Source organism: Moritella dasanensis ArB 0140, from assembly GCF_000276805.1.
Taxonomy (GTDB): domain Bacteria; phylum Pseudomonadota; class Gammaproteobacteria; order Enterobacterales; family Moritellaceae; genus Moritella; species Moritella dasanensis.
Genome location: NZ_AKXQ01000007.1, coordinates 73,634 through 93,525, shown reverse-complemented (window position 1 = coordinate 93,525; position 19,892 = coordinate 73,634). Strand labels below are relative to the sequence as shown.

General features: G+C 35.4%; 16 protein-coding genes and 3 pseudogenes. 1 reads left to right on the top strand and 18 read right to left on the bottom strand.

What is annotated here, in order from left to right:
• Nucleotides 1-7: 7 nt before the first annotated feature.
• The 9 genes and pseudogenes from A923_RS0107580 to A923_RS23220 form a co-directional block, all read right to left on the bottom strand.
• The gene (locus tag A923_RS0107580) at nt 8-1,723 is read right to left on the bottom strand and encodes an SLC13 family permease (RefSeq protein WP_017221066.1); all 1,716 of its coding nucleotides are present in this window, start codon (nt 1,721-1,723) and stop codon (nt 8-10) included.
• Between the two features lie 310 nt (nt 1,724-2,033).
• A complete protein-coding gene (locus A923_RS0107575; RefSeq protein WP_017221065.1) occupies nt 2,034-3,476 on the bottom strand; it encodes an MBL fold metallo-hydrolase RNA specificity domain-containing protein in 1,443 nt (480 codons plus the stop codon).
• A 151-nt stretch (nt 3,477-3,627) separates the two neighbouring features.
• Entirely contained in the window at nt 3,628-4,635 is a 1,008-nt protein-coding gene (gene galE, locus A923_RS0107570; RefSeq protein WP_017221064.1) for a UDP-glucose 4-epimerase GalE, read from the bottom strand.
• 52 nt (nt 4,636-4,687) lie between these two features.
• A complete protein-coding gene (gene wecA / locus A923_RS0107565; protein ID WP_017221063.1) occupies nt 4,688-5,758 on the bottom strand; it encodes a UDP-N-acetylglucosamine--undecaprenyl-phosphate N-acetylglucosaminephosphotransferase in 1,071 nt (356 codons plus the stop codon).
• A 156-nt stretch (nt 5,759-5,914) separates the two neighbouring features.
• Nucleotides 5,915-6,787, bottom strand: coding sequence for a UTP--glucose-1-phosphate uridylyltransferase GalU (galU, locus tag A923_RS0107560; RefSeq protein WP_017221062.1), 873 nt, complete (start codon nt 6,785-6,787; stop codon nt 5,915-5,917).
• A gap of 37 nt (nt 6,788-6,824) precedes the next feature.
• The gene (locus A923_RS0107555; RefSeq protein WP_017221061.1) at nt 6,825-7,832 is read right to left on the bottom strand and encodes an NAD-dependent epimerase; all 1,008 of its coding nucleotides are present in this window, start codon (nt 7,830-7,832) and stop codon (nt 6,825-6,827) included.
• Between the two features lie 136 nt (nt 7,833-7,968).
• Nucleotides 7,969-9,135, bottom strand: coding sequence for a nucleotide sugar dehydrogenase (locus tag A923_RS0107550; RefSeq protein WP_017221060.1), 1,167 nt, complete (start codon nt 9,133-9,135; stop codon nt 7,969-7,971).
• Nucleotides 9,136-9,249: 114 nt separating this feature from the next.
• Nucleotides 9,250-9,430, bottom strand: a pseudogene (locus tag A923_RS22965) (IS5-like element ISVa1 family transposase); the annotation flags it as partial.
• A gap of 21 nt (nt 9,431-9,451) precedes the next feature.
• Nucleotides 9,452-9,649: pseudogene (locus tag A923_RS23220) on the bottom strand (transposase); the annotation flags it as partial.
• A 103-nt stretch (nt 9,650-9,752) separates the two neighbouring features.
• On the opposite strand from A923_RS23220, the pseudogene tnpC reads away from it, so the two are divergent.
• Nucleotides 9,753-11,179: pseudogene (tnpC, locus tag A923_RS22505) on the top strand (IS66 family transposase).
• A 28-nt stretch (nt 11,180-11,207) separates the two neighbouring features.
• Here tnpC and A923_RS0107530 read toward each other — a convergent pair.
• Genes A923_RS0107530 through rfbD form a run of 9 tightly spaced genes read right to left on the bottom strand, consistent with a single transcriptional unit; the run spans nt 11,208 to nt 19,878 of the window.
• On the bottom strand, nt 11,208-12,476 hold the full coding sequence (locus A923_RS0107530) for an O-antigen ligase family protein (RefSeq protein ID WP_017221055.1): 1,269 nt from the start codon (nt 12,474-12,476) through the stop codon (nt 11,208-11,210).
• Entirely contained in the window at nt 12,477-13,529 is a 1,053-nt protein-coding gene (locus A923_RS0107525; RefSeq protein ID WP_017221054.1) for a glycosyltransferase family 4 protein, read from the bottom strand. It lies immediately after the preceding gene.
• Nucleotides 13,504-14,523 carry an ATP-grasp domain-containing protein gene (locus tag A923_RS0107520; RefSeq protein WP_017221053.1) on the bottom strand — a complete coding sequence of 340 codons (1,020 nt, stop codon included), beginning with the start codon at nt 14,521-14,523 and terminating at the stop codon, nt 13,504-13,506. Before A923_RS0107520 ends, A923_RS0107525 begins: the two co-directional genes overlap by 26 nt.
• Entirely contained in the window at nt 14,495-15,709 is a 1,215-nt protein-coding gene (locus A923_RS0107515; protein WP_017221052.1) for a lipopolysaccharide biosynthesis protein, read from the bottom strand. Before A923_RS0107515 ends, A923_RS0107520 begins: the two co-directional genes overlap by 29 nt.
• Nucleotides 15,681-16,469 (bottom strand): glycosyltransferase family protein, encoded by a 789-nt coding sequence (locus tag A923_RS0107510; RefSeq protein ID WP_017221051.1) that lies wholly within the window; start codon nt 16,467-16,469, stop codon nt 15,681-15,683. Before A923_RS0107510 ends, A923_RS0107515 begins: the two co-directional genes overlap by 29 nt.
• Nucleotides 16,462-17,511, bottom strand: a complete 1,050-nt coding sequence (locus A923_RS0107505) for a glycosyltransferase (protein ID WP_017221050.1) — start codon at nt 17,509-17,511, stop codon at nt 16,462-16,464. The genes A923_RS0107510 and A923_RS0107505 overlap by 8 nt, the downstream gene beginning before the upstream one ends.
• A gap of 13 nt (nt 17,512-17,524) precedes the next feature.
• The gene (locus A923_RS22085) at nt 17,525-18,436 is read right to left on the bottom strand and encodes a glycosyltransferase family 2 protein (RefSeq protein WP_017221049.1); all 912 of its coding nucleotides are present in this window, start codon (nt 18,434-18,436) and stop codon (nt 17,525-17,527) included.
• The gene (gene rfbC / locus A923_RS0107495) at nt 18,433-18,975 is read right to left on the bottom strand and encodes a dTDP-4-dehydrorhamnose 3,5-epimerase (RefSeq protein ID WP_017221048.1); all 543 of its coding nucleotides are present in this window, start codon (nt 18,973-18,975) and stop codon (nt 18,433-18,435) included. The genes A923_RS22085 and rfbC overlap by 4 nt, the downstream gene beginning before the upstream one ends.
• 24 nt (nt 18,976-18,999) lie before the next feature.
• Nucleotides 19,000-19,878, bottom strand: a complete 879-nt coding sequence (gene rfbD / locus A923_RS0107490) for a dTDP-4-dehydrorhamnose reductase (RefSeq protein ID WP_017221047.1) — start codon at nt 19,876-19,878, stop codon at nt 19,000-19,002.
• Between the last annotated feature and the right edge of the window lie 14 nt (nt 19,879-19,892).

Here is a 19,892-nt window from a genome sequence, read left to right as displayed (position 1 = left end):
CATTAATTTACAAACCGAATACGACGATAATTGCACTTAACGCCACGACTCCATAAACGATACTGATCGGTAAACCAATCTTAATAAAGTCTGTTAAACGATAACGACCGGCATTAAATACCATCAAATTAGTCTGATAACCATAAGGGCTCACAAAGCTAGCACTGGCGCCAAAAGCAACGGCCATCACAAACGCCATTGGGTTTGCCTCTAGACTCGTTGCCAAGCCAAACGCTACCGGAAATAATAACGCCGCCGCAGCATTATTGGTCACTAACTCCGTTAACCACCACGTCAGTACATAAACAATAATCAATGCTAACAAAGGTGATAACCCTTGATCAAATAAATTGTTGAGTTGATCTAAATACAACATTAAACCGCTGTTGGTTAATCCATGGGATAACAATAACGCCGAGGCAATAATAAGCCACAAATTAGTCGGAAGACGGCGGATCACTTCACTACTGCTTAAACACCCTGTCAGTAACAAACCGCCAAACAGTAATACCAAGCCTTTAAATAACGATACAATGCCTAAGGCGGATAACAAAATAGTACCGAAGAAACCAAGCACGGATAGCCACTCTTTATAACCAGACAACATAACATCGGGTTCGACACCGCTTAATATAATGAAGTTTTTACTAATGTTTTTTCGGTTTTTAAAGTCTTCACCTACGGCGAGTACTAAACTGTCACCCGCTTGAATTTGGGCGTCGCCTAATTTACCCGAAATCGGCGCACCATCACGTTTGATTGCCACTACAGCAGCATCGAATAAGGCACGAAACCCGGTATTTTTTAAGGTTTGATTTAATAACATGCTTTCAGACCGCACAATCACTTCGGTTAAGTTATCTAACGGTAAACCATTTTCATGGGCAAACAGCGACAAACCATCAAAATGATTAAGTTGCATCACTTTAGCTATATCACCACTAAAGATTAGTCGGTCATGCGCGCGGATCATTTCTGTTGGGGCTACCGGGGTTAATAATTGGCCATCGCGCAATATTTCTACCAAGAACAAAGATTCTAAATGTCGCAAGCCATTTTGATCAATGGACTTACCTATTAATGACGAGCCTGATTGTACCTTGGTATCAATCAAGTATTGCTGTGCATTTTCGACTTCAACGTCATGTTCGGGTAACCAGCGACAAAGTATAAACAGCGTGACTCCACAAGCTAATACCACGCACATACCCACCAAGGTAAAATCAAAAAAGGCTAATGCTGGAAGCCCTGCGCCTACCACTAAACTATTCACGATCAAGTTAGTTGATGTACCAACGAGCGTTAATGTGCCGCCCAGAATAGCGGCATACGAAAGCGGTAATAATAATTTACTGGCGGCGTGATGGGGGTTGTTACGAATAGGGGCTAACATGGTCGATACCACGGCGGTATTATTTAAAAAAGCCGAGGATAATACCGTAAACCCAAATAAGCGTAACCAGGTGGAAATGTAACTTTCTTTGATCACTAAAGTCGCCACAATACGCAATAATCGGGTTTTTTCTAACGCTAACGAACACAGCATGAGTAGTATTAGAGTTAACAATCCCTCGTTAGCAACACTGTTAATCAATTGATCTGTCGATACGAACGAAAAACCATACAGTAATAATAGTGTCACACCAAACACATACGCGGGACGATTTTGAAAACAGATCAAACCAGTAATGGTAAACACAAAAATAGCCAGAACAAACCACATAAAAAACCTATGTCATTAATTTAATCAGAGCTGAACAGGCTTCGAGTATACACTTTATCTACGACATCCCCCAACTCAATTACCATATGGTTCGACACGACAATATTTGATGCTGTTTTACATTAATGTAAATATTTCATAGCCACTAAGGGAAAAATTCAAGCTAGTTAAGTACGGCTCATAAATTACAACGTCCACACTTCAGGCGGTCAATAATACCTTTAAATTCAATCATTACAGTTGAAGTCCCTTATTCATCAGCCTTACTGATGCGCTATCATCATTTTTAATTTAGCGTCAGTAATCACAACTACTCACTCGGCCTTAATATCCGCGCATCCGGCACTAACTCCCCTAACTTTTCAGCAAACGCCGCTTTAGCCCCCTCATCGCCATGCACTATACGTATTTCTTGTGGTTTATGTTTGATGTGCTTGACAAAGTTAAGCAGATCTTGCTGATCAGCATGAGCTGAATAGCCACTGATGGTATGAATACTGGCATTAATGCTAATCCGTTGACCATTCAATTCAACATAACCTCCCCTTGGCCCATATTTCTGAATATCTCGACCAGGTGTTCCTTTAGCCTGATAACCAACAAAAATCACATCGGCTTTGCTATCCGGTAGAAACGCGGTGAGGTAATTGACGATGCGTCCACCGCTGCACATGCCACTGGCGGCGATGACGATAGCGGGTTTATTGCGTTTAGATAAGTATTTCACTACGCTAAGGTGGTCTTGATGGCTATCGATGGTGTGCAGTTGCTCGAAGTTAAGCGGATGACGGCCTTGTTTTAATATACCCTGCGCCTCTCTATCCCAGAGTTCTTTAAAGTCGCGGTACTTAGTGGTGAAATTAGCGGCCATGGGTGAGTCGACGATGATTTCGATGTTTTTCCATAAGCTGTCTTCTGGTGCAGCGTGAATAAACTGTTCGATTTCGTAGAGTAACTCTTGGGTACGACCAATGCTGAATGCTGGGATCAAGACCACGCCATTATCGCTGACTGCGTGTTCAATCACGCCTTGTAGCTTTTGACTACGTTGGTTGCGGTGTTCGTGACGTTTATCACCATAGGTACTTTCGATAATCAGGGTGTCAGCACGATACGGTGCACGAGGGGCGGATAATAACGGACTGTAAGACGCACCAAGATCACCGGAGAAAACCAGTCTATGGCGATGAATGGGTTTATCGGTGGCTAGTTCAATTTCGACATAAGCAGAGCCAAGGATATGCCCTGCGGGACAAAAACGGATCTTTTGACGTTGATAGCAGATCTCCCCTTCACTTATATCTTCCTGCGGTATTTGCAGCACATCAATAAAGCACCATTTATGATAAGGCACAGGAATAAGTTGGTTGTTTAATAATGATAGGCAAGCTTGGATGAGTTTGTGATCGCGGGTGACGCCAACTTTAAGGGCATCTTCAATTACCAGGGGGAGTAATGCTGCGGTAGCTTCAGTCGCGTATATTGGACCGGTATAACCTGCGGCTAATAAATAGGGGATGCGACCAACATGGTCGATATGGCAGTGGGTGATGATGAGCGCTTTAATGGTGCGGACATTAAAGTCGATAGAGAGTTGGTCTTTATTACTGTTATTACCAATATTTTTATTATTAGCAGCTTCAGAGCCTTGAAATAGACCGCAATCAATTAATACTGAGTTGTAGTCATTCATATACAATTGATGGCAAGAGCCAGTCACGCCATTAACAGCACCGTGATGTAATATACGCATTGTTCCGTCCTTGGAAAGCAAGTTAAACGATTAATAGATCTATTTACACTCTATTTATACATAGGGCTATTAGTTTAAAGCTTGAGTCCAAGGAAGGTAATAGGTCAATACGCTTATTTTAGTACGGTTAAACGCTAAAATACGCTTATGCTTAATAACCATCCGGGTTATTTGCTTGCCAGCGCCAAGTATCAGCCGTCATATCGCTAATACTACGTTGTGCTTTCCAGCCTAACTCGCGCTCAGCTAAATCAGTTGCAGCATAACACTGGGCAATATCACCGTCACGACGTGGGGCGATTTGATAAGCAACTGTTTTACCTGATGCGAGTTCAAAGGCTTTCACCATTTCTAGTACACTGTAACCTTGGCCTGTGCCTAAGTTATAGGTTACTAAGCCAGGGTTAGTCATTAGCTTGTCTAAGGCTTTTAAATGGCCTAAGGCTAAATCAACGACGTGGATGTAATCACGTACACCAGTGCCATCCACAGTTGCATAATCATCACCAAATACACTCAGTTGCTTTAGTTTACCCACAGCCACTTGTGAGATGTATGGCATGAGGTTATTTGGAATGTCATTCGGATCTTCACCAATCAAGCCACTTTCGTGTGAACCCACTGGATTGAAGTAGCGTAAACGGGCAATGTTCCAGCTATTGTCAGATTTGTACAGATCGGCAAGGATTTCTTCGACCATTAGCTTAGAACGACCATAAGGGTTAGTCGCAGATGTAGGGAAGCTTTCATCAATCGGCACAGACGCCGGATCGCCATACACAGTAGCTGACGAACTAAACACAAAGTTCTTCACATTGTGCACTGTCATCGCTTCTAAGATGTTTATCGTCGTGGCAATGTTATTACGGTAATACGTTAGCGGGATCTGATTCGACTCCCCTACCGCTTTTAAACCAGCAAAGTGGATCACAGCATCAATCGCATGTGTGGTAAATATTTGCGTGAGTAATGCACTATCGAGTACGTCACCTTGATAAAACGTCACTGACTTACCAGTGATCGATTTAACACGCGTTAATGATTCTTCACTTGAGTTACATAAATTATCAATCACAACCACATCTTGATTGCTGTTTAATAATTCTAATACGGTGTGGCTACCGATATAACCCGCACCGCCTGTGACTAAAATTGTCATGGTATTTTCCTGTAAGTAGTCCTTTAAATTATCTTGTAAATAGTCCTGTAAATTATTCCTGTAATCTATTTTCTTTTGACTCTATACGCCAAGCGCGGATCTTAGCCGTGATCACCCATACTTTAGATAACAATAACTGGTAGATAAAGAAACACAGCAAGAATAATGCAAGCATGATGTATTCTGGGATCTCGACTATTTCAGCATAGATACCAAAAGCAGCGTAGGCGATGGCAATAGAACAGATTGCACATAGATTTTGGGTATTGTTCAGCCCTAAGCGTTGGAAAATATGGTGTAAATGTTCACGATCGGGTTTAAACGGTGAGTCACCGCGACGAATACGACGGATCATGATCGCGGCCATGTCCATTAACGGCACGGCTATTAACCAAAGTGCAGTGACAGGACGTAATAGCGCCTCACCTTTTTGTGACGATAATAATAAGAACCAGATCACGGTAAAGCCGATTAACATACTACCGGCATCACCCATAAATACTTTACGCTCACGACCTAATAAGCCAAGATTGAAGAGTACATAAGGTAAGATGATGACGATTAGCACCAGGCATAAGTAAGCCAAATTAGCTTGCGCATCAATACTCAACACAAAACCTAAACCACCTAGGGTAACGATGGATAGACCACCAAGCAGTCCATCAATACCATCAACCATATTAAATGCGTTAATTGCACCGACCACGGCTAGTACTGTAATTAAGTAACCTACCAAGCCTAAGCTAATATCACCAAAGCCAAGCATGTTGCCTAACGTATGTAACTGGATATCAGCAACAAGCATCATGACAATAGATAAACCAGCTTGTACCACGAAGCGGATTTTAAAGCTCAAGTCATATTTATCATCCAATGCACCGACCACGGTGAGGATAAAAATAGACAGCATGAACAAACGGTAGTTCGGTAACAATTCGGGATTATTGAATAAGAAGTACATAAACGAAATACAAATCGTGATACCACCGACTAATGGAATTGCGCCACTGTGGTGTTTACGTGCATTTGGTTTATCAACTAAACCGATATTTTTCGCTATTTTACGCATGGTAAATAGCGTCACTAAAGAGAAAAAGAAAACAAAACCGAGTTCAATGAGCATACTAATTATAACCTTGATTAGTTTAGAGTTTATTGGATTAGCTTGATGAATATAAAGGGATTAATCTAGACGTGAAGATAACATATTAATTTACAATTAAATAACCAAAACTGAACTATTTAGCTACAGCTCAGATTTATAGCCAAGAGGAAGAGATTAAGCTGATTTATTTTCTGTTTTAGCTTTATCTAATTCTGCTTTGTAGTCTTTTAAATAGACATTGTCGTAACAGTAGTTGATCGCATCGATATAACCTTCTACCGAACCACAGTCAAAACGTTTACCTTTAAATTTATAAGCAATAACACAACCTTGTTGCGCTTGTTTTAACAAGGCATCGGTAATTTGGATCTCGCCGCCTTTACCTGGTGCTGTGTTTTCGATAAATTCAAAAATATCAGGGGTTAAGATATAACGGCCAATAATAGCAAGGTTACTTGGTTCAGTACCCGGCGCTGGTTTTTCTACCATGTTAGTCACACGGAATAGATCATCACGGATTTCATCACCGGCGATCACACCGTATTTATGGGTTTCACCTGCAGGCACTTCTTCAACGGCTACGATAGAACAACGGAACTGGTTGTATAAAGCAACCATTTGCTCAAGTACGCCTTTTTCTTCGTTAACACACAAGTCATCAGCAAGCACGACTGCAAATGGTTCATCACCGACTAACTCACGACCGGTTAGAATTGCATGGCCTAGACCTTTCATTTCACGTTGGCGAATATAAGTAAACTGCGCTGCATCGATAATACTACGGATATCATCTAACAAGTCTTCTTTGTTAGTACCTTGAATTTGATCTTCAAGTTCGTAGTTTTTATCAAAGTGATCCATTAGCGAGTGCTTACCACGACCAGTAACAATACACATACCGGTCATACCTGCACTGATTGCTTCTTCAACACCGTATTCAATCAACGGTTTGTTTACCACTGGCATCATTTCTTTTGGCATAGATTTAGTTGCAGGTAGAAAACGCGTACCGTAACCAGCTGCAGGGAATAGACATTTTTTAATCATTGGTATTACCTAATTTGTTAAATTGCTATTTATTATACTACTTGTTGTAAAAGGCTTTATACCAATCAACAAATGCTTTCACACCTTCTTTAACGCCTACTTTTGCTTTATAGCCAGTCGCTGCAAATAAATCACTTGTATCGGCATATGTTTTGTATACGTCACCAGCTTGCATTTCACGGAAATTCTTCTTCGCTTCAATGCCTAAAGCTTCTTCAATCGCTCCAATGAAATCCATTAAGCTAATCGGGCTACCGTGGCCGATGTTATAGACACTGTATGGTGCTGAGCTTGTTGCTGGTGAACCAGTTTCAACTTTCCAATCTGCATCGACAGTTGGAATAACATCTTGAATACGAATGATACCTTCAACAATATCGTCAATATAAGTGAAGTCACGCCACATATCACCGTTGTTATTAATATCGATAGTTTCGCCATCTAATATCTTTTTAGTAAAGATAAAGGGGGCCATATCAGGACGACCAGCAGGACCATACACAGTGAAGAAACGTAAACCAGTGGTTGGCATATTGTATAAATGAGAATAAGAATGTGCCATCAACTCATTTGATTTTTTCGTAGCTGCATATAAAGACACAGGGTGATCAACACTGTCACTGGTTTCAAATGGTGTTTTGCTGTTTAAGCCATAAACAGAGCTTGATGATGCATAGACAAGGTGTTTAACCTTATTATGGCGGCAACCTTCTAAAATGGTTAGATGACCAATAAGATTAGAGTCAGCGTATGCCATCGGATTTTCGATAGAGTAACGTACTCCAGCTTGTGCTGCTAAGTGAATCACTTTATCAAATTGTTGTTCTTTAAATAATGCAGCAATACCATCACGGTCCGCTAAATCCATTTCGATAAATTGAAATGTTGTTAGTGGTTTAATTTCATCTAAACGCGCTAGTTTTAAATTAACATCGTAATAATCATTCAGGTTATCAATACCGATGACTTGATGACCTAAAGCGCACAAACGAACTGCCACTTGCGAACCAATAAAACCAGCAACGCCGGTAACTAAATATTTCATGATGATAACCTTAAAAGATTGAAAAGAGATGCGCTATTGTAGAAATAAGAATGACAAATTTGCAAAACACTAAAGGACTTCTTTAGTGCTTTGTAGAAACGTAAAGTAGACTACTTAAAGATCCAGTTAAAGGTAATTAATCAGAATTAAATAAGTCGCGGGTATAAACCTTATCTACAACTGATATTAACGCATCTTCCATACGGTTCGACACAATCACATCTGACATCTGCTTAAATTCTTCGAAGTCAGTTATTACACGAGAGTTAAAGAATGACTCTTCTTTTAACACTGGCTCATAAATAACGACTTCAATACCCTTGGCTTTGATACGCTTCATGATTCCTTGGATAGACGATGCACGGAAGTTATCAGAGCCCGTTTTCATGATCAAACGATAGATACCAACCACTTTAGGCTGTCTATTGATGATCGAGAATGCAATATGATCTTTACGTACCGTATTCGAATCAACAATAGAGCTGATTAACGAGTTAGGTACATCTTCGAAGTTGGCACGTAATTGTTTGGTGTCTTTTGGTAAGCAATAGCCACCATAACCAAATGAAGGGTTATTGTAATGACTGCCAATACGCGGGTCTAGTCCTACACCTTCGATGATTTGACGAGAATCTAAACCATGCGTTTCAGCATATGTATCCAATTCATTAAAATAAGATACACGCATAGCAAGGTAAGTATTTGAGAATAACTTAACCGCTTCTGCTTCTGTTGAATCTGTAAATAAAATATCAATGTTTTCTTTAATCGCACCTTGTGCTAATAAATTAGCGAATACTTTTGCTCGCTCCGATTTTTCACCAACAATAATACGTGAAGGATGTAAGTTATCGTATAGCGCCTTACCTTCACGTAAAAACTCCGGTGAGAATATAATATTACTACAGCATAATTTTTGCTTGATACGCTTAGTATAACCGACAGGTACTGTCGACTTAATCACCATTACTGCAGTAGGGTTAATTTCCATAACATCTTTAATCACAGCTTCCACAGATGATGTATTAAAGTAGTTATTAACACTATCGTAATCTGTTGGTGTTGCGATAATAACAAAGTCAGCATCTTTATATGCCGATACTTTATCAAGTGTCGCTATAAAATTTAATTCTTTATTTTGTAAAAAATCTTCAATCTCAGTATCTGAAATTGGTGAGATACATTTGTTTAATTGATTTATTTTTTCTTCGATGATATCAAACGCAATTACTTCATTATGTTGCGCAAGAAGCATTGCATTTGATAGACCCACATAGCCAGTTCCGGCGATTGCTATTTTCATTTATATTTTACCTGATATTTTTATAAGCGATTCTAAATGATATTAAAAATTATTAATAACAACGTTATTGATCAAGTCAGTTAGAGGTTTGATCATCCCCTTTGTTATAAAATTCTAAATACTTGTGTTTCTTTCAGGCATACCTAGTCTAATGACTTTATTGATCGCTTTAACATTGGCATAGACTTCACCGACTTGAGCATTGTGATAGCGTTCCGCTTGTGAGCGTTTTATATCGATACATCGCCGTTTCCGATAACGATCTATAGTGATAACCAGTATCAACTTTCCACTCACGGAAAAATCATGAAGAACCCTATGTACTAAGGCTTGCGAGAACAACTAAAAGATAGCTTTCATTCATCGCACACTTCATTCTTTTTCTTTTCACGCTCGCTTTAAAACTTTTTTCATTTTTTAGCAGGTTTAAACTCATTTGCCTGATCCTTGCAAAACTTTCTGCTCGTTCATCTATTCTTATTCGTGAATTATCTTATCTAAATGCTGTATCCAACGTAAGCGTTCACCAGACCCCACTTGAAAAATAAAATGAGACGATCATCTCTTGATCCGTGTTTAGCATTTGCATGATTGTTTTTATCACTGATAATTCAGATATGAAAAATAAAACATATCAAACAGAGCCGCCTGAAGTCGTTAACCTTAACGAGGCTAATAAATTAATTCAGGAATTATGGCAACAGCTAAGAGAATATGAAGACAGGTTGGCGACATCCTCACGGAACTCATCGTTATCACCGTCATCGGACACTCCCCCGGCAAAGGCCGAGCGAAAAAGGCTCAAGCGCCTCGTAGTGGAAATAAGATTGGCGCTCAGCCAAACCACACGAGGCATAAGCGACCAATAACAGAGCTTAAAGCGTCTGATATTGTTGTATCTTGCACACCTGAAACTCAGTGTAAAAGCTGTGCTTGTACCGTTGAATCTTACGAAAAACCGAGTTATAGACATCAAGTGTTCGAGTTACCAAGACAAGCTCTCGATATTACTGACTATCAAATTTATCATGGAAAATGCACTGGTTGTGGCTCCGTGAGTAAAGGAAAACTCCCTGTCACCGCATCTGCGAGTCAAATGGGACCTAATTTACTCAGTTACATCAGCGTATTGACTGGCCAATATCACCTTAGTATCCGAAAAGTTCAAAGCTTGTTGAAATCTCAATTTTGTACTACATTTTTAACCGCTGCAATATCTGAGGAGCAAGGCCGAGTCAGTAATATGCTCACACCACTGCATCAAGCATTACATGGCGCCATCAAATAATCGCCGATTGTGCATGTTGATGAAACATCACATCACCGAAATACATTAGAACAAACGCAGTGGCTCTGGCTTGCATCAGGTGATGATGTTGTATTCCAAAAAATAATGAGTTCACGCCGACAATAATGTGCTCAATATATATTAGGCCAAAAATTTAAAGGTATTATGATAACAGACCAGTGTGCTAGTTATAATTGGATCGATAATCAGAAGCATCAATTTTGTTGGGCGCACATTGTGCGTAATCTTCAAAAAATGGCAGACTACAGTGGTAAAGGGCTGACGGCTCACATTGGTCAGAAATTAGTGTTAACTTGCCAAAGTGTTTTTAGAACTCAGCATCGATATGAAGATAATCAGTTAGCTGCCCATCAATATCAAAAACTAATGCGTAGATTACGGCAAAGTTTCAATTTGTTATTACAAAAAGGAATGAGAACACCTTGTAAACGTTACGTTGGTCGATGTAAATTCATCTTAAAACATGAGCCTAGTTTATGGGTGTTTTTATCATCACCAGGCATACCACTCACAAATAATGAAGCTGAGCGGTGTATTCGAGGTAGCGTTATTTTACGTAAAATTAGTTACGGCACGAGTTCTGAGCGCGGCGACCAATTTCGTTCGCGTGTATTAACAGTTGTAGAAACCTGCAAGAAGCGAAAGCTGTCGGCATTAAGCGTGATCTCAACGATCGTGGGTGCAGTCATACGACGAGAACTTTATCCTGATGTCTTCGATTTTGCTAAAACCTAAATACAACCTACCTCTGGTGAACGCTTACTTAGCGAATAGGGTTCTTCATGATTTGTCCGCGGGTTCGGTGGTAATCAGATACCTCTATGTAAAAATAAAAATACCAAAAATAGAAACTAAATGGCATATTTCGATGAAAGTCATTACCCATAGAAAAACACAAAAAAGTTAACAAAAAAGCCAATAAAGATAGATCGCCACTACTGCGATAAAACCTAAACGATAGGAAAAAAAACCTTAAAAAAATACATAAGTAAATTAAAAGACCAAATAAACCTAAGTCAATAAATATGGAAGTAAAGGTGTTTTCTACAATAATAGAACCTAAATTTTCCATATACTCTTTAGAGGGGTTAGATGAACCAAAACCTAGCCCAAATAAAATTAAAAATAAAGAATCCATTCTATCAAAGGCAGAAAACCAATTTAAAACTCTAGTATTCTCTTCATAGGTAGACACGTTAAATATACTTAACATTCTAGACATATAATCTAAATTTACATCTACATAAGACAACGAAAAAAACAAAAAAATAATAATAAAGAAAGATAAACATAAGAATAAAACTAAGTTTTTATTATAAAAAATAAAGCTTAAAATTAACAAAAAAACAATAATTGACAATCTACTAAGCGTAAAAAAAACAACAAATGTACAGACTAATATTAGAATACATTTTTTCAAGTTGTCACCGCTAGCAATAAACCAACTTGATTTAAAGGCTAAAGATACAACAACAAATGCCCCTAGATTTATGGGATTTCCAATTAAAGAAATAAGTCTCTGCGCAGAGAAATAGCTTATATGTTGAATCTCATCCAATGGCATATTATATATAATAGTTAATATACTTTGATTGAAATACTCAACAACACCAAAAAAAAGCACTAAAAGAAGCTGAAAATTAAAAATACGCTTCAGTACAGCCAAGTTCAAAAATACATTTTCTTTAGAAACTAGAGCCAAAAAAAAGCAATAAATAAAAATAATAAGCTGTAACTTTACAGCATCTAGCTTTAAAGTTATGTCATTAGAGCTTAACAATAGAGAGAATACACATAGTAATAAAAATATAAGAGGAAAAATAAAATAAAATCTTTTAATTACCCTTCCTTTTTGAAGGGCTAAGATAATCGACAAAAATATGAAAGTAAACATGACCTCATATCTAATAGGCCCTACAATATAAAAAAGACTCATTGTAAATCTTGTAAAAAATGGTACAAAAACATCATAAAATGGTAAAATTAAAAATAAAAAATACGAAGATATTTTTATAGAATGACTTACTTTCATTTACGATTTACCTGCTAAGTTTTTGTAGATCAAAAGAGTCTTATGTGCAACTACACTAAAGCTTTTATTTAATCTAACTTCATTATACCCTTGAATATTAAATCCTTTATAGTCATCAATAAAAAAATTTTTATTTGAATCTATATTGAAGCCACTAATACCATCAATAAACAACTCTTCAGCTAGTGAATCCATGTCCCTTGTGATAGGGTAGCACCCATAAGATAAAGCTTCTAAGACAATATTTGGCATCCCTTCAGATTCTGACAAGTGTATAAGAAACTGAGTCTGCCTAAGATAAATTTCAACGTCAGAAAAATCAACCTCACCTAAATATGAGATGTCATTTGTTAACTTAGCCTTGAACATCTGGTGGTATTTCTTATCAAACCCCGATAATGAAGAATCGTTAGGTCCAATAACTATCAGTTTGTAACCTTGATCTTGTAAGTTATCAACAAAAAAGTTTATTCCCTCTATTACTCTTTTTCTTGGGATAATTGCTGATACTATCAAAGCTATCTTTTTTTTATCAGCAAATGGTATCTCTGGTATATTAACGCCATTAGGTATAGTGACTAACTTTTTTTCTTTTAAAAATTGGCTATTAACTTTTCTCATTTGCAATGTTAGAGTGTTATTTTTATCAATTAGTTTAATTATAAGCTTCTTTAACCAGCCATTTTTTATTGAAACCAATGATAATAAGTCATCAGATTTATATAAAGTACTTTTCCAATATACTTTTGCTCCATAACTCTTAGCAAGCAATAATAATAAAAAGTCTGCACCATGAAAATGAATAATATCTGGCTTTACTTTTAATAGAGTTCTATAAAAAGTAACAAATCGACTACGAAAGCCTGTACGACAACTATAAATTAAGAAATTGTCCTTTTCATGGACGAATTGATTAGAATTAGAAAAAGTGAAAAAACTTTGAGTTAAATCATTGTCTTTGTACTCCCTACGAATAGCCATAGCTAAGCTATATGCTTGCTTAGAAGCTCCACTGAAACCAAAAAAGCTATGAACTACATGTAAGACTATCATTTAGGTACCTAATTAATGAAGTGGAAAACTCAGTTTCTAAATTAGCTGTAGCATAATGTTTTACCCACTCATTATCAGAGAAAGAGAAATGGTACTCAGAGTCAATGAGTGTAATAGGACCGACATGTGTAAACTGAAATTCAATAACATGAACTTGATCATTATAAATACATAAATCTAAAGAATATATATGCGATTTAAATTTATTTTTTATTTCTTTAGCTTTATCTAGTATTTTTACAGCATCATCAAAACAAATATCTCTAGAATGAATCCCACTACCACTAGCTCTGAAATCATTCTTTTGCGTGTATCTTTTTAGTAAGTAATACTTGTCTCCAAAAATAAGTACTTTAAAATCACTATCCATACCGGGTAAAAATTTCTGAAGGACAAATCGAGAAGGGGCAAAAGAAATGTATTCTTCCCACTTATGGTTATATCTAGATTTTAGAAAGTATTTTTTTACATTTTTTTTCAAAAAATCCTTATCTATTTTCCAATTACTCGTAACTATTTTTTTAATATCCTCTATATTTTTAACAATTTCAACACCAATTGAAGATGCTCCATTTGCTGGTTTATAAACACATGGAAAAACTTGAGAATCAGCATTAACTTCTGAAACATCACAGTAATATTGACTTTCAATCAAACCAAGATCATATTTATAATTAAACAGAACTTGATAGCCTTTATTATCATGTGCTTTGAGAGATTCTAAATTAGGGATCAATATATTATCTTCATCAAAAAAAGATATTAAGTCAGAAATATAATTTTTATGTTCATTTCTTTGTGAACTAGTATAAATAATAATAGAATTTCGAAGTGTATTAATATTATCTTCAAGGAATTTAAATGTCACTATCCGGACTTCAAAATTGTATTTCATTAAATTTTTTTTTATTTCTTGAATATTCATTGAACTCCAAGGCATAACTCCCTGAGCAAAAAATCCATTTTCAGTTGTTACTATATAAACTATTTTCATTTTTAACCAACCATACAGCATAAATTATTATAAATAAATTAAAAAGCATTCCAGATAAGGCATAATACTTAAGAAATAACCAAAATTCTATATTAAAAATATATGACGAGATTGCAATAAATACTCTTACTATAAGTAGAACGCCATCATAGAAAAGAAGTTCTTTAAACTTGGCATACACAGTCATATAGCAAGTTGCAATTAAATTAGAAAACGCAGTAAAAATCCAGATTGATAAAATGGATGCGATTTCACCAGATATGCGCCACTCTTCTCCAGCATAAATAGTAAAAAATGCTTCTGCGAAAAGATTAATAAAGACACAACCAATACCAGCAAGAACTAAGAGACCTAAGCTGCCTAGCATTAATATTTTTTCTGTTCTAGCTCTATCAACTTTATTTCTGTTAAGTTCCCCTAAAACAAACGGCCTTAAAGCATTTGAAAAAAAAGTAATTGGGATGTATGTTAGGCGCAATGCCATACTATAGTAACCCATCATTTCAAAGCCAAATTTAATAGGTATAAATAAAGTCGGTATTTGTGATGAAAATGAGTTGAAAAATGACTGCAATGAACTCAATAAAGCATTTTTTCTATTTATATTCGAAAAATTAAGTTCAAATCGTGTCCATCTATATGTAATTACCGCCATATAACAGACTTGAGTAAGTTGCCCAAGGCAAAGACCTATAATTAGAGCATGATTAGTTGATAAATAACCTAACGTATATTGACATGAAAATACTGTCACAACTTTAATTATTATGCTATAAGTTATATGAGTATATTTATTGTAAACACTTAAAATAGAGCTATACAATTGACATAGTGAGAATGAGAGGAATATTAAAGGAAATAAATAAAATCCTGAATATAGATCGTATTTTTCAATACCTATAATACAAATAAATAGAGCAAGAAAACTATTTATTACTGTAGATAAAAGACCCGCGGAATAGCATTTATTCCAATCACTTTTATTATCATAGTTAAAAATTAACTGATCATACCTAAAACAACCTACAACACCAAAAATCAATAATACACCATTGATCATGCCTAGTTGACCAAAGTCTATCGGACTATATACCCTTGTTAATATTGGCAATGTTAATATTACAAATATTTGAGCAAAAGCATTACCTGATAGAATCTTAATCAATAATTTTTTTCTTGAAGTCATTGAATGCCTTATAGAAGATAAATCTCATTGCACTTTTTATATGCCAGAAAAAATGTTTTGAACACAGTTTTCTATTTTCATGTTTAGCTAGATGTATTGCCTTCACATCAGGATAGTAAACTAGTGAATGTCCTACTATATAAGATCTATAACAGATATCAATATCTTCACAATACATAAAGTACTTTTCATTAAAACCCTTTAACAATTTGTAATGTGAAGTTCTAAATGCTAAAAAAGAACCGGCACCCCACTCAACATCACTCCTATTATTAATATCTAACTTATTATAAGTTGTATTATTTTTAGAAAATACCAACGATGAAAAAAAACTGTAAAAAGAAGGAAACTTCCTTATTGAGTTATCATATGTTTTTTCTTCAAAATCTTTAAAAAGGTTTATTGCTACAAATTTATCATTAAAAAAAATCATTTTATCAACAAGAGATTTTAAAGAATGCTCTGTAATATATACATCAGGGTTTAGAACAATGAAAATATCATCATTCATCATATTTAATTTGTCAATGCAATAATTAAATATGATATTATTGTTCTCACCAAACCCTTTACCAAGTAGATCTGAATTATTAATGTAATTTACTGATATTGACTTGTAGTACGCATAATTATCATCTCTAGTATTTTCTTTAACTACAATTTCTATACTTTTATCGTTTGATAGTTGCTTTAAACAATTTAGCTTTTTAATTATTTCAATATGATTATGTGATACAATTGATATGAAAATTTTATTCATCACTTAATATTACCTTATAGAAATTTATATGGGATATTGCCATAGCATCAAGGCTAAAATGATTACAGAAAGTTATTTCAGAACCTTTTTTATATTTATTTTCATGCAATTTAACGTCTTCAAAACTAGAGACCAAACTCGGAATATCATCTAACTCAAAACTAACGATATATTCTTCTTTAAAATACTCTCTGTAAATTGGCAAGTTGCAACATACAAGAGGAATATTTAGAGATAATGCATCTAACATTGCTAATCCAAAGCCTTCGGAATATGAGGCCATACAATAACAATCAAAATACTGATAGTATTTCTTAGAATTCTGCTGAAAACCCAAAAATAAAACTCTATCCGATACGCCTTCATTTATGGCTAATTTTTTTAAATCTTCAAGTTCACTCCCACTTCCAATTAAAACCAAAGCATGATTGGGAAGTTCCTTCAAAGCATATATAATTTGCTTAAAACCTTTCCTTTTTATTAAAAGTCCGACTGCACCAATTATAAAATATTTTTCAGCCAAACTTTTCAATTCCACTTCATAATTAATAAAACCGAGAACACTATTTTCCTTTGGGACACCATAAGGAATTACTTTGTATTTATTTACTAGCAGTTTAGATTGATAATATTGAGTCATATCATTTGAAGAGAAAACAATACCATCAAATAATTTCAAAGAAAATAGCCAAACACTGGATATCAATGAACCTTTAAATCCGCCATAATTATATACCATATCTTCTTTTATATAATTATGGATTCCACATACTATTTTGGTATCTTTAAGCTTCCATTTATTGAGTGCTAACATAACATCAGGTCGAAACATTGTAGAATGCACAATATCATACTTACTAAAATCGATATCTGAAACACTATTAATGAGGTGAGTGTCACAATTAAACTCTAACTCTCTCTTATCATCAAGGAAATAAACTTTAATATCTAACCCATTATTTATTAAACCTTCTACTAAGTTTTTAGTGAATACATTGGGACCTCTATTTAGCATTGAGGGGATTAAAAATGCAATTTTCATAAATTATTGCTCTTTATTTTATTTTATTTTTATATAGTGAAAGTTTTAAACGACGATATAGATAGCGAAATTGGTATGTTGATAAAAGGGAGGAAATAATAAATAGAATTCCAGCCTGAATCTTATAGCCTTTCTTTAACTTTAAGCTTCCTATCATCATGATTTTATATGACTTGGTATATAAAGAAGCTTGTACTAGCGAGATAAACCTATCTTCTTTAAGGCTAGGTAATTCTTTACCTGTTTGAAAATTAGCATATGAAGCTTCAAATGCTTTTAGCTGTTTATAACCATAAAGATCTACAGTATTTCCACTTCTTAATCTAACTTTATAAAGCTTATCGTTTAAATTTCCTAGTCTATACCCTTTTTTAATACATCGAAGTAGAAAATCATAATCTTCAACAGGAGGGTATCTATAGTTCCCAACCTTTTCATATAGTTCTTTCTTACAAATCCAAATATGCAGTAGTGGTGAACTAAGACCAATGGTAGCAACTAGGTCATCATGTTCAACAATTGTTTCATATGAACCAATTTCATCGCCATTTTCATTAATTGTAATAGTAGAAGTACCTAATATATCAATATCTGAATCATTAATTTTTGTTAATAACAATTCAAATCTATTTGGTAGTGAAATATCATCAGAATCCATCCTGATGATATACTTCCCAGATGCCATCTTTAAGGCTTTATTAAGAGTTTCCGCAATACCCAAATTTTCAGAGTTACAATGAAATTGAATTCGATTATCAATATTTTTCTTTTTGATAATTTCTTTTCGTGTGTTATCAGTGGAACAATCATCAATAATAATTAATTCAAAGTCTGTAAACGTTTGTGAAAGTACACTGTCAATAGCTTCACCAATAAATTTATCGACATTATAAGCTGGCATTATCACACTGACTTGAGGATTCATAAGTTTACCTCATGAAAAGCTATCCCTTTACTATCACGAGGTGAAGTGATTACATTTTTATTATCAGGCCATTTTATATTTAAAATCTCATCATCCCATTTAATAGTAATTTCTGCGGTAGGGTTATAATAATCTGTACATTTATATACAAACTCAGCTTCTTCACTTGTCACATAAAAGCCATGCGCAAATCCTTCTGGAATCCAAAGTTGCCTTTTATTTACAGCTGAAAGGTAAACTCCAACCCATTGACCAAATGTAGGTGAATCTTTACGTACATCAACAGCTACATCAAATACTTCACCCGATACAACACGCACTAACTTACCTTGTGTGTTTTCTGTTTGATAATGTAAACCACGCAAAATTCCTTTTGAAGATTTTGAATGGTTATCTTGTACAAATTGAGTAGGTTTACCAGTCACTAATTCTTCAAATTTCTTTTGCTGCCAGGTTTCCATAAAAAAACCTCGTTCATCACCAAATACACTTGGCTCAATTATTTTCACATCAGGAATATTGGTTTCAATTACATTCATTTTAGCTACTCTCAAAAATTATAATTACGCGTAGTACTTAACGTCATTTAATGCAGTTTTCCAGTCACTTGCAGTAATACCAAAATTATCCATAATCTTATCTGTGGATAACTTTGAATTCGCGGGACGTTTAGCCGGTGTTGGATAATCACTGGTAGGAATGCAATTTAAAACTGGAACATTATTCAATACCTGTTGCGTTTTTGCTTCACTAAAAATAGATTCTGCAAATTCAAACCAACTGACATGTGGAAATCCAGAAAAGTGGTAAATACCATACTCGATATTCTTACCGATCTCGATTTGAATTGCGATCTCAATTAAGGCCGTGGCAATATCTCCCGCATAGGTAGGTCCACCAAATTGGTCACCAACAATACTTAATGAATCTCTACTTTTCCCAAGACGTAGCATTGTTTTTACAAAGTTATTACCATGTTCACCAAATACCCAAGCCGTTCTTAGGATTATATGTTTATCACAGGCTGCTATTACAGCCAGTTCACCTGCAAGTTTACTTTCTCCGTAAACACCCTGTGGCATGGTTAGATCTTCTGGATGGTACTGACCATCTTTATCTCCAGAAAACACATAATCTGTCGAAATATGTAACATAGCAGCATCGATCTTGTTCGCGGCTTCAGCAAGATACTGAGGACCATTACAATTTATCTGATAAGACAAATCAGCTTCTTTTTCTGCATTATCAACGGCAGTATACGCAGCCGCATTAATTATAATATGAGGATTAAACTTTAAGACTATTTTTTCGACTGCATTAGCATCTGAGATATCTAAGTCATCTCGAGTTAAAGCGAGTATGACCATGTCTTCTTTTTTCTTTAACTGCTTAGTTAAACAATGTCCAACCTGCCCGTTGCAACCTGTAATCAATACTCGCATGTTTATTATTTACC

Excerpts from the sequence above, each read along its gene's own strand:
- A923_RS0107580 (WP_017221066.1), bottom strand. The coding sequence starts at position 1,723 with ATGTGGTTTGTTCTGGCTATTTTTGTGTTTACCATTACTGGTTTGATC.
- A923_RS0107575 (WP_017221065.1), bottom strand. The coding sequence starts at position 3,476 with ATGCGTATATTACATCACGGTGCTGTTAATGGCGTGACTGGCTCTTGC.
- galE (WP_017221064.1), bottom strand. The coding sequence starts at position 4,635 with ATGACAATTTTAGTCACAGGCGGTGCGGGTTATATCGGTAGCCACACC.
- wecA (WP_017221063.1), bottom strand. The coding sequence starts at position 5,758 with ATGCTCATTGAACTCGGTTTTGTTTTCTTTTTCTCTTTAGTGACGCTA.
- galU (WP_017221062.1), bottom strand. The coding sequence starts at position 6,787 with ATGATTAAAAAATGTCTATTCCCTGCAGCTGGTTACGGTACGCGTTTT.
- A923_RS0107555 (WP_017221061.1), bottom strand. The coding sequence starts at position 7,832 with ATGAAATATTTAGTTACCGGCGTTGCTGGTTTTATTGGTTCGCAAGTG.
- A923_RS0107550 (WP_017221060.1), bottom strand. The coding sequence starts at position 9,135 with ATGAAAATAGCAATCGCCGGAACTGGCTATGTGGGTCTATCAAATGCA.
- A923_RS0107530 (WP_017221055.1), bottom strand. The coding sequence starts at position 12,476 with ATGAAAGTAAGTCATTCTATAAAAATATCTTCGTATTTTTTATTTTTA.
- A923_RS0107525 (WP_017221054.1), bottom strand. The coding sequence starts at position 13,529 with ATGATAGTCTTACATGTAGTTCATAGCTTTTTTGGTTTCAGTGGAGCT.
- A923_RS0107520 (WP_017221053.1), bottom strand. The coding sequence starts at position 14,523 with ATGAAAATAGTTTATATAGTAACAACTGAAAATGGATTTTTTGCTCAG.
- A923_RS0107515 (WP_017221052.1), bottom strand. The coding sequence starts at position 15,709 with ATGACTTCAAGAAAAAAATTATTGATTAAGATTCTATCAGGTAATGCT.
- A923_RS0107510 (WP_017221051.1), bottom strand. The coding sequence starts at position 16,469 with ATGAATAAAATTTTCATATCAATTGTATCACATAATCATATTGAAATA.
- A923_RS0107505 (WP_017221050.1), bottom strand. The coding sequence starts at position 17,511 with ATGAAAATTGCATTTTTAATCCCCTCAATGCTAAATAGAGGTCCCAAT.
- A923_RS22085 (WP_017221049.1), bottom strand. The coding sequence starts at position 18,436 with ATGAATCCTCAAGTCAGTGTGATAATGCCAGCTTATAATGTCGATAAA.
- rfbC (WP_017221048.1), bottom strand. The coding sequence starts at position 18,975 with ATGAATGTAATTGAAACCAATATTCCTGATGTGAAAATAATTGAGCCA.
- rfbD (WP_017221047.1), bottom strand. The coding sequence starts at position 19,878 with ATGCGAGTATTGATTACAGGTTGCAACGGGCAGGTTGGACATTGTTTA.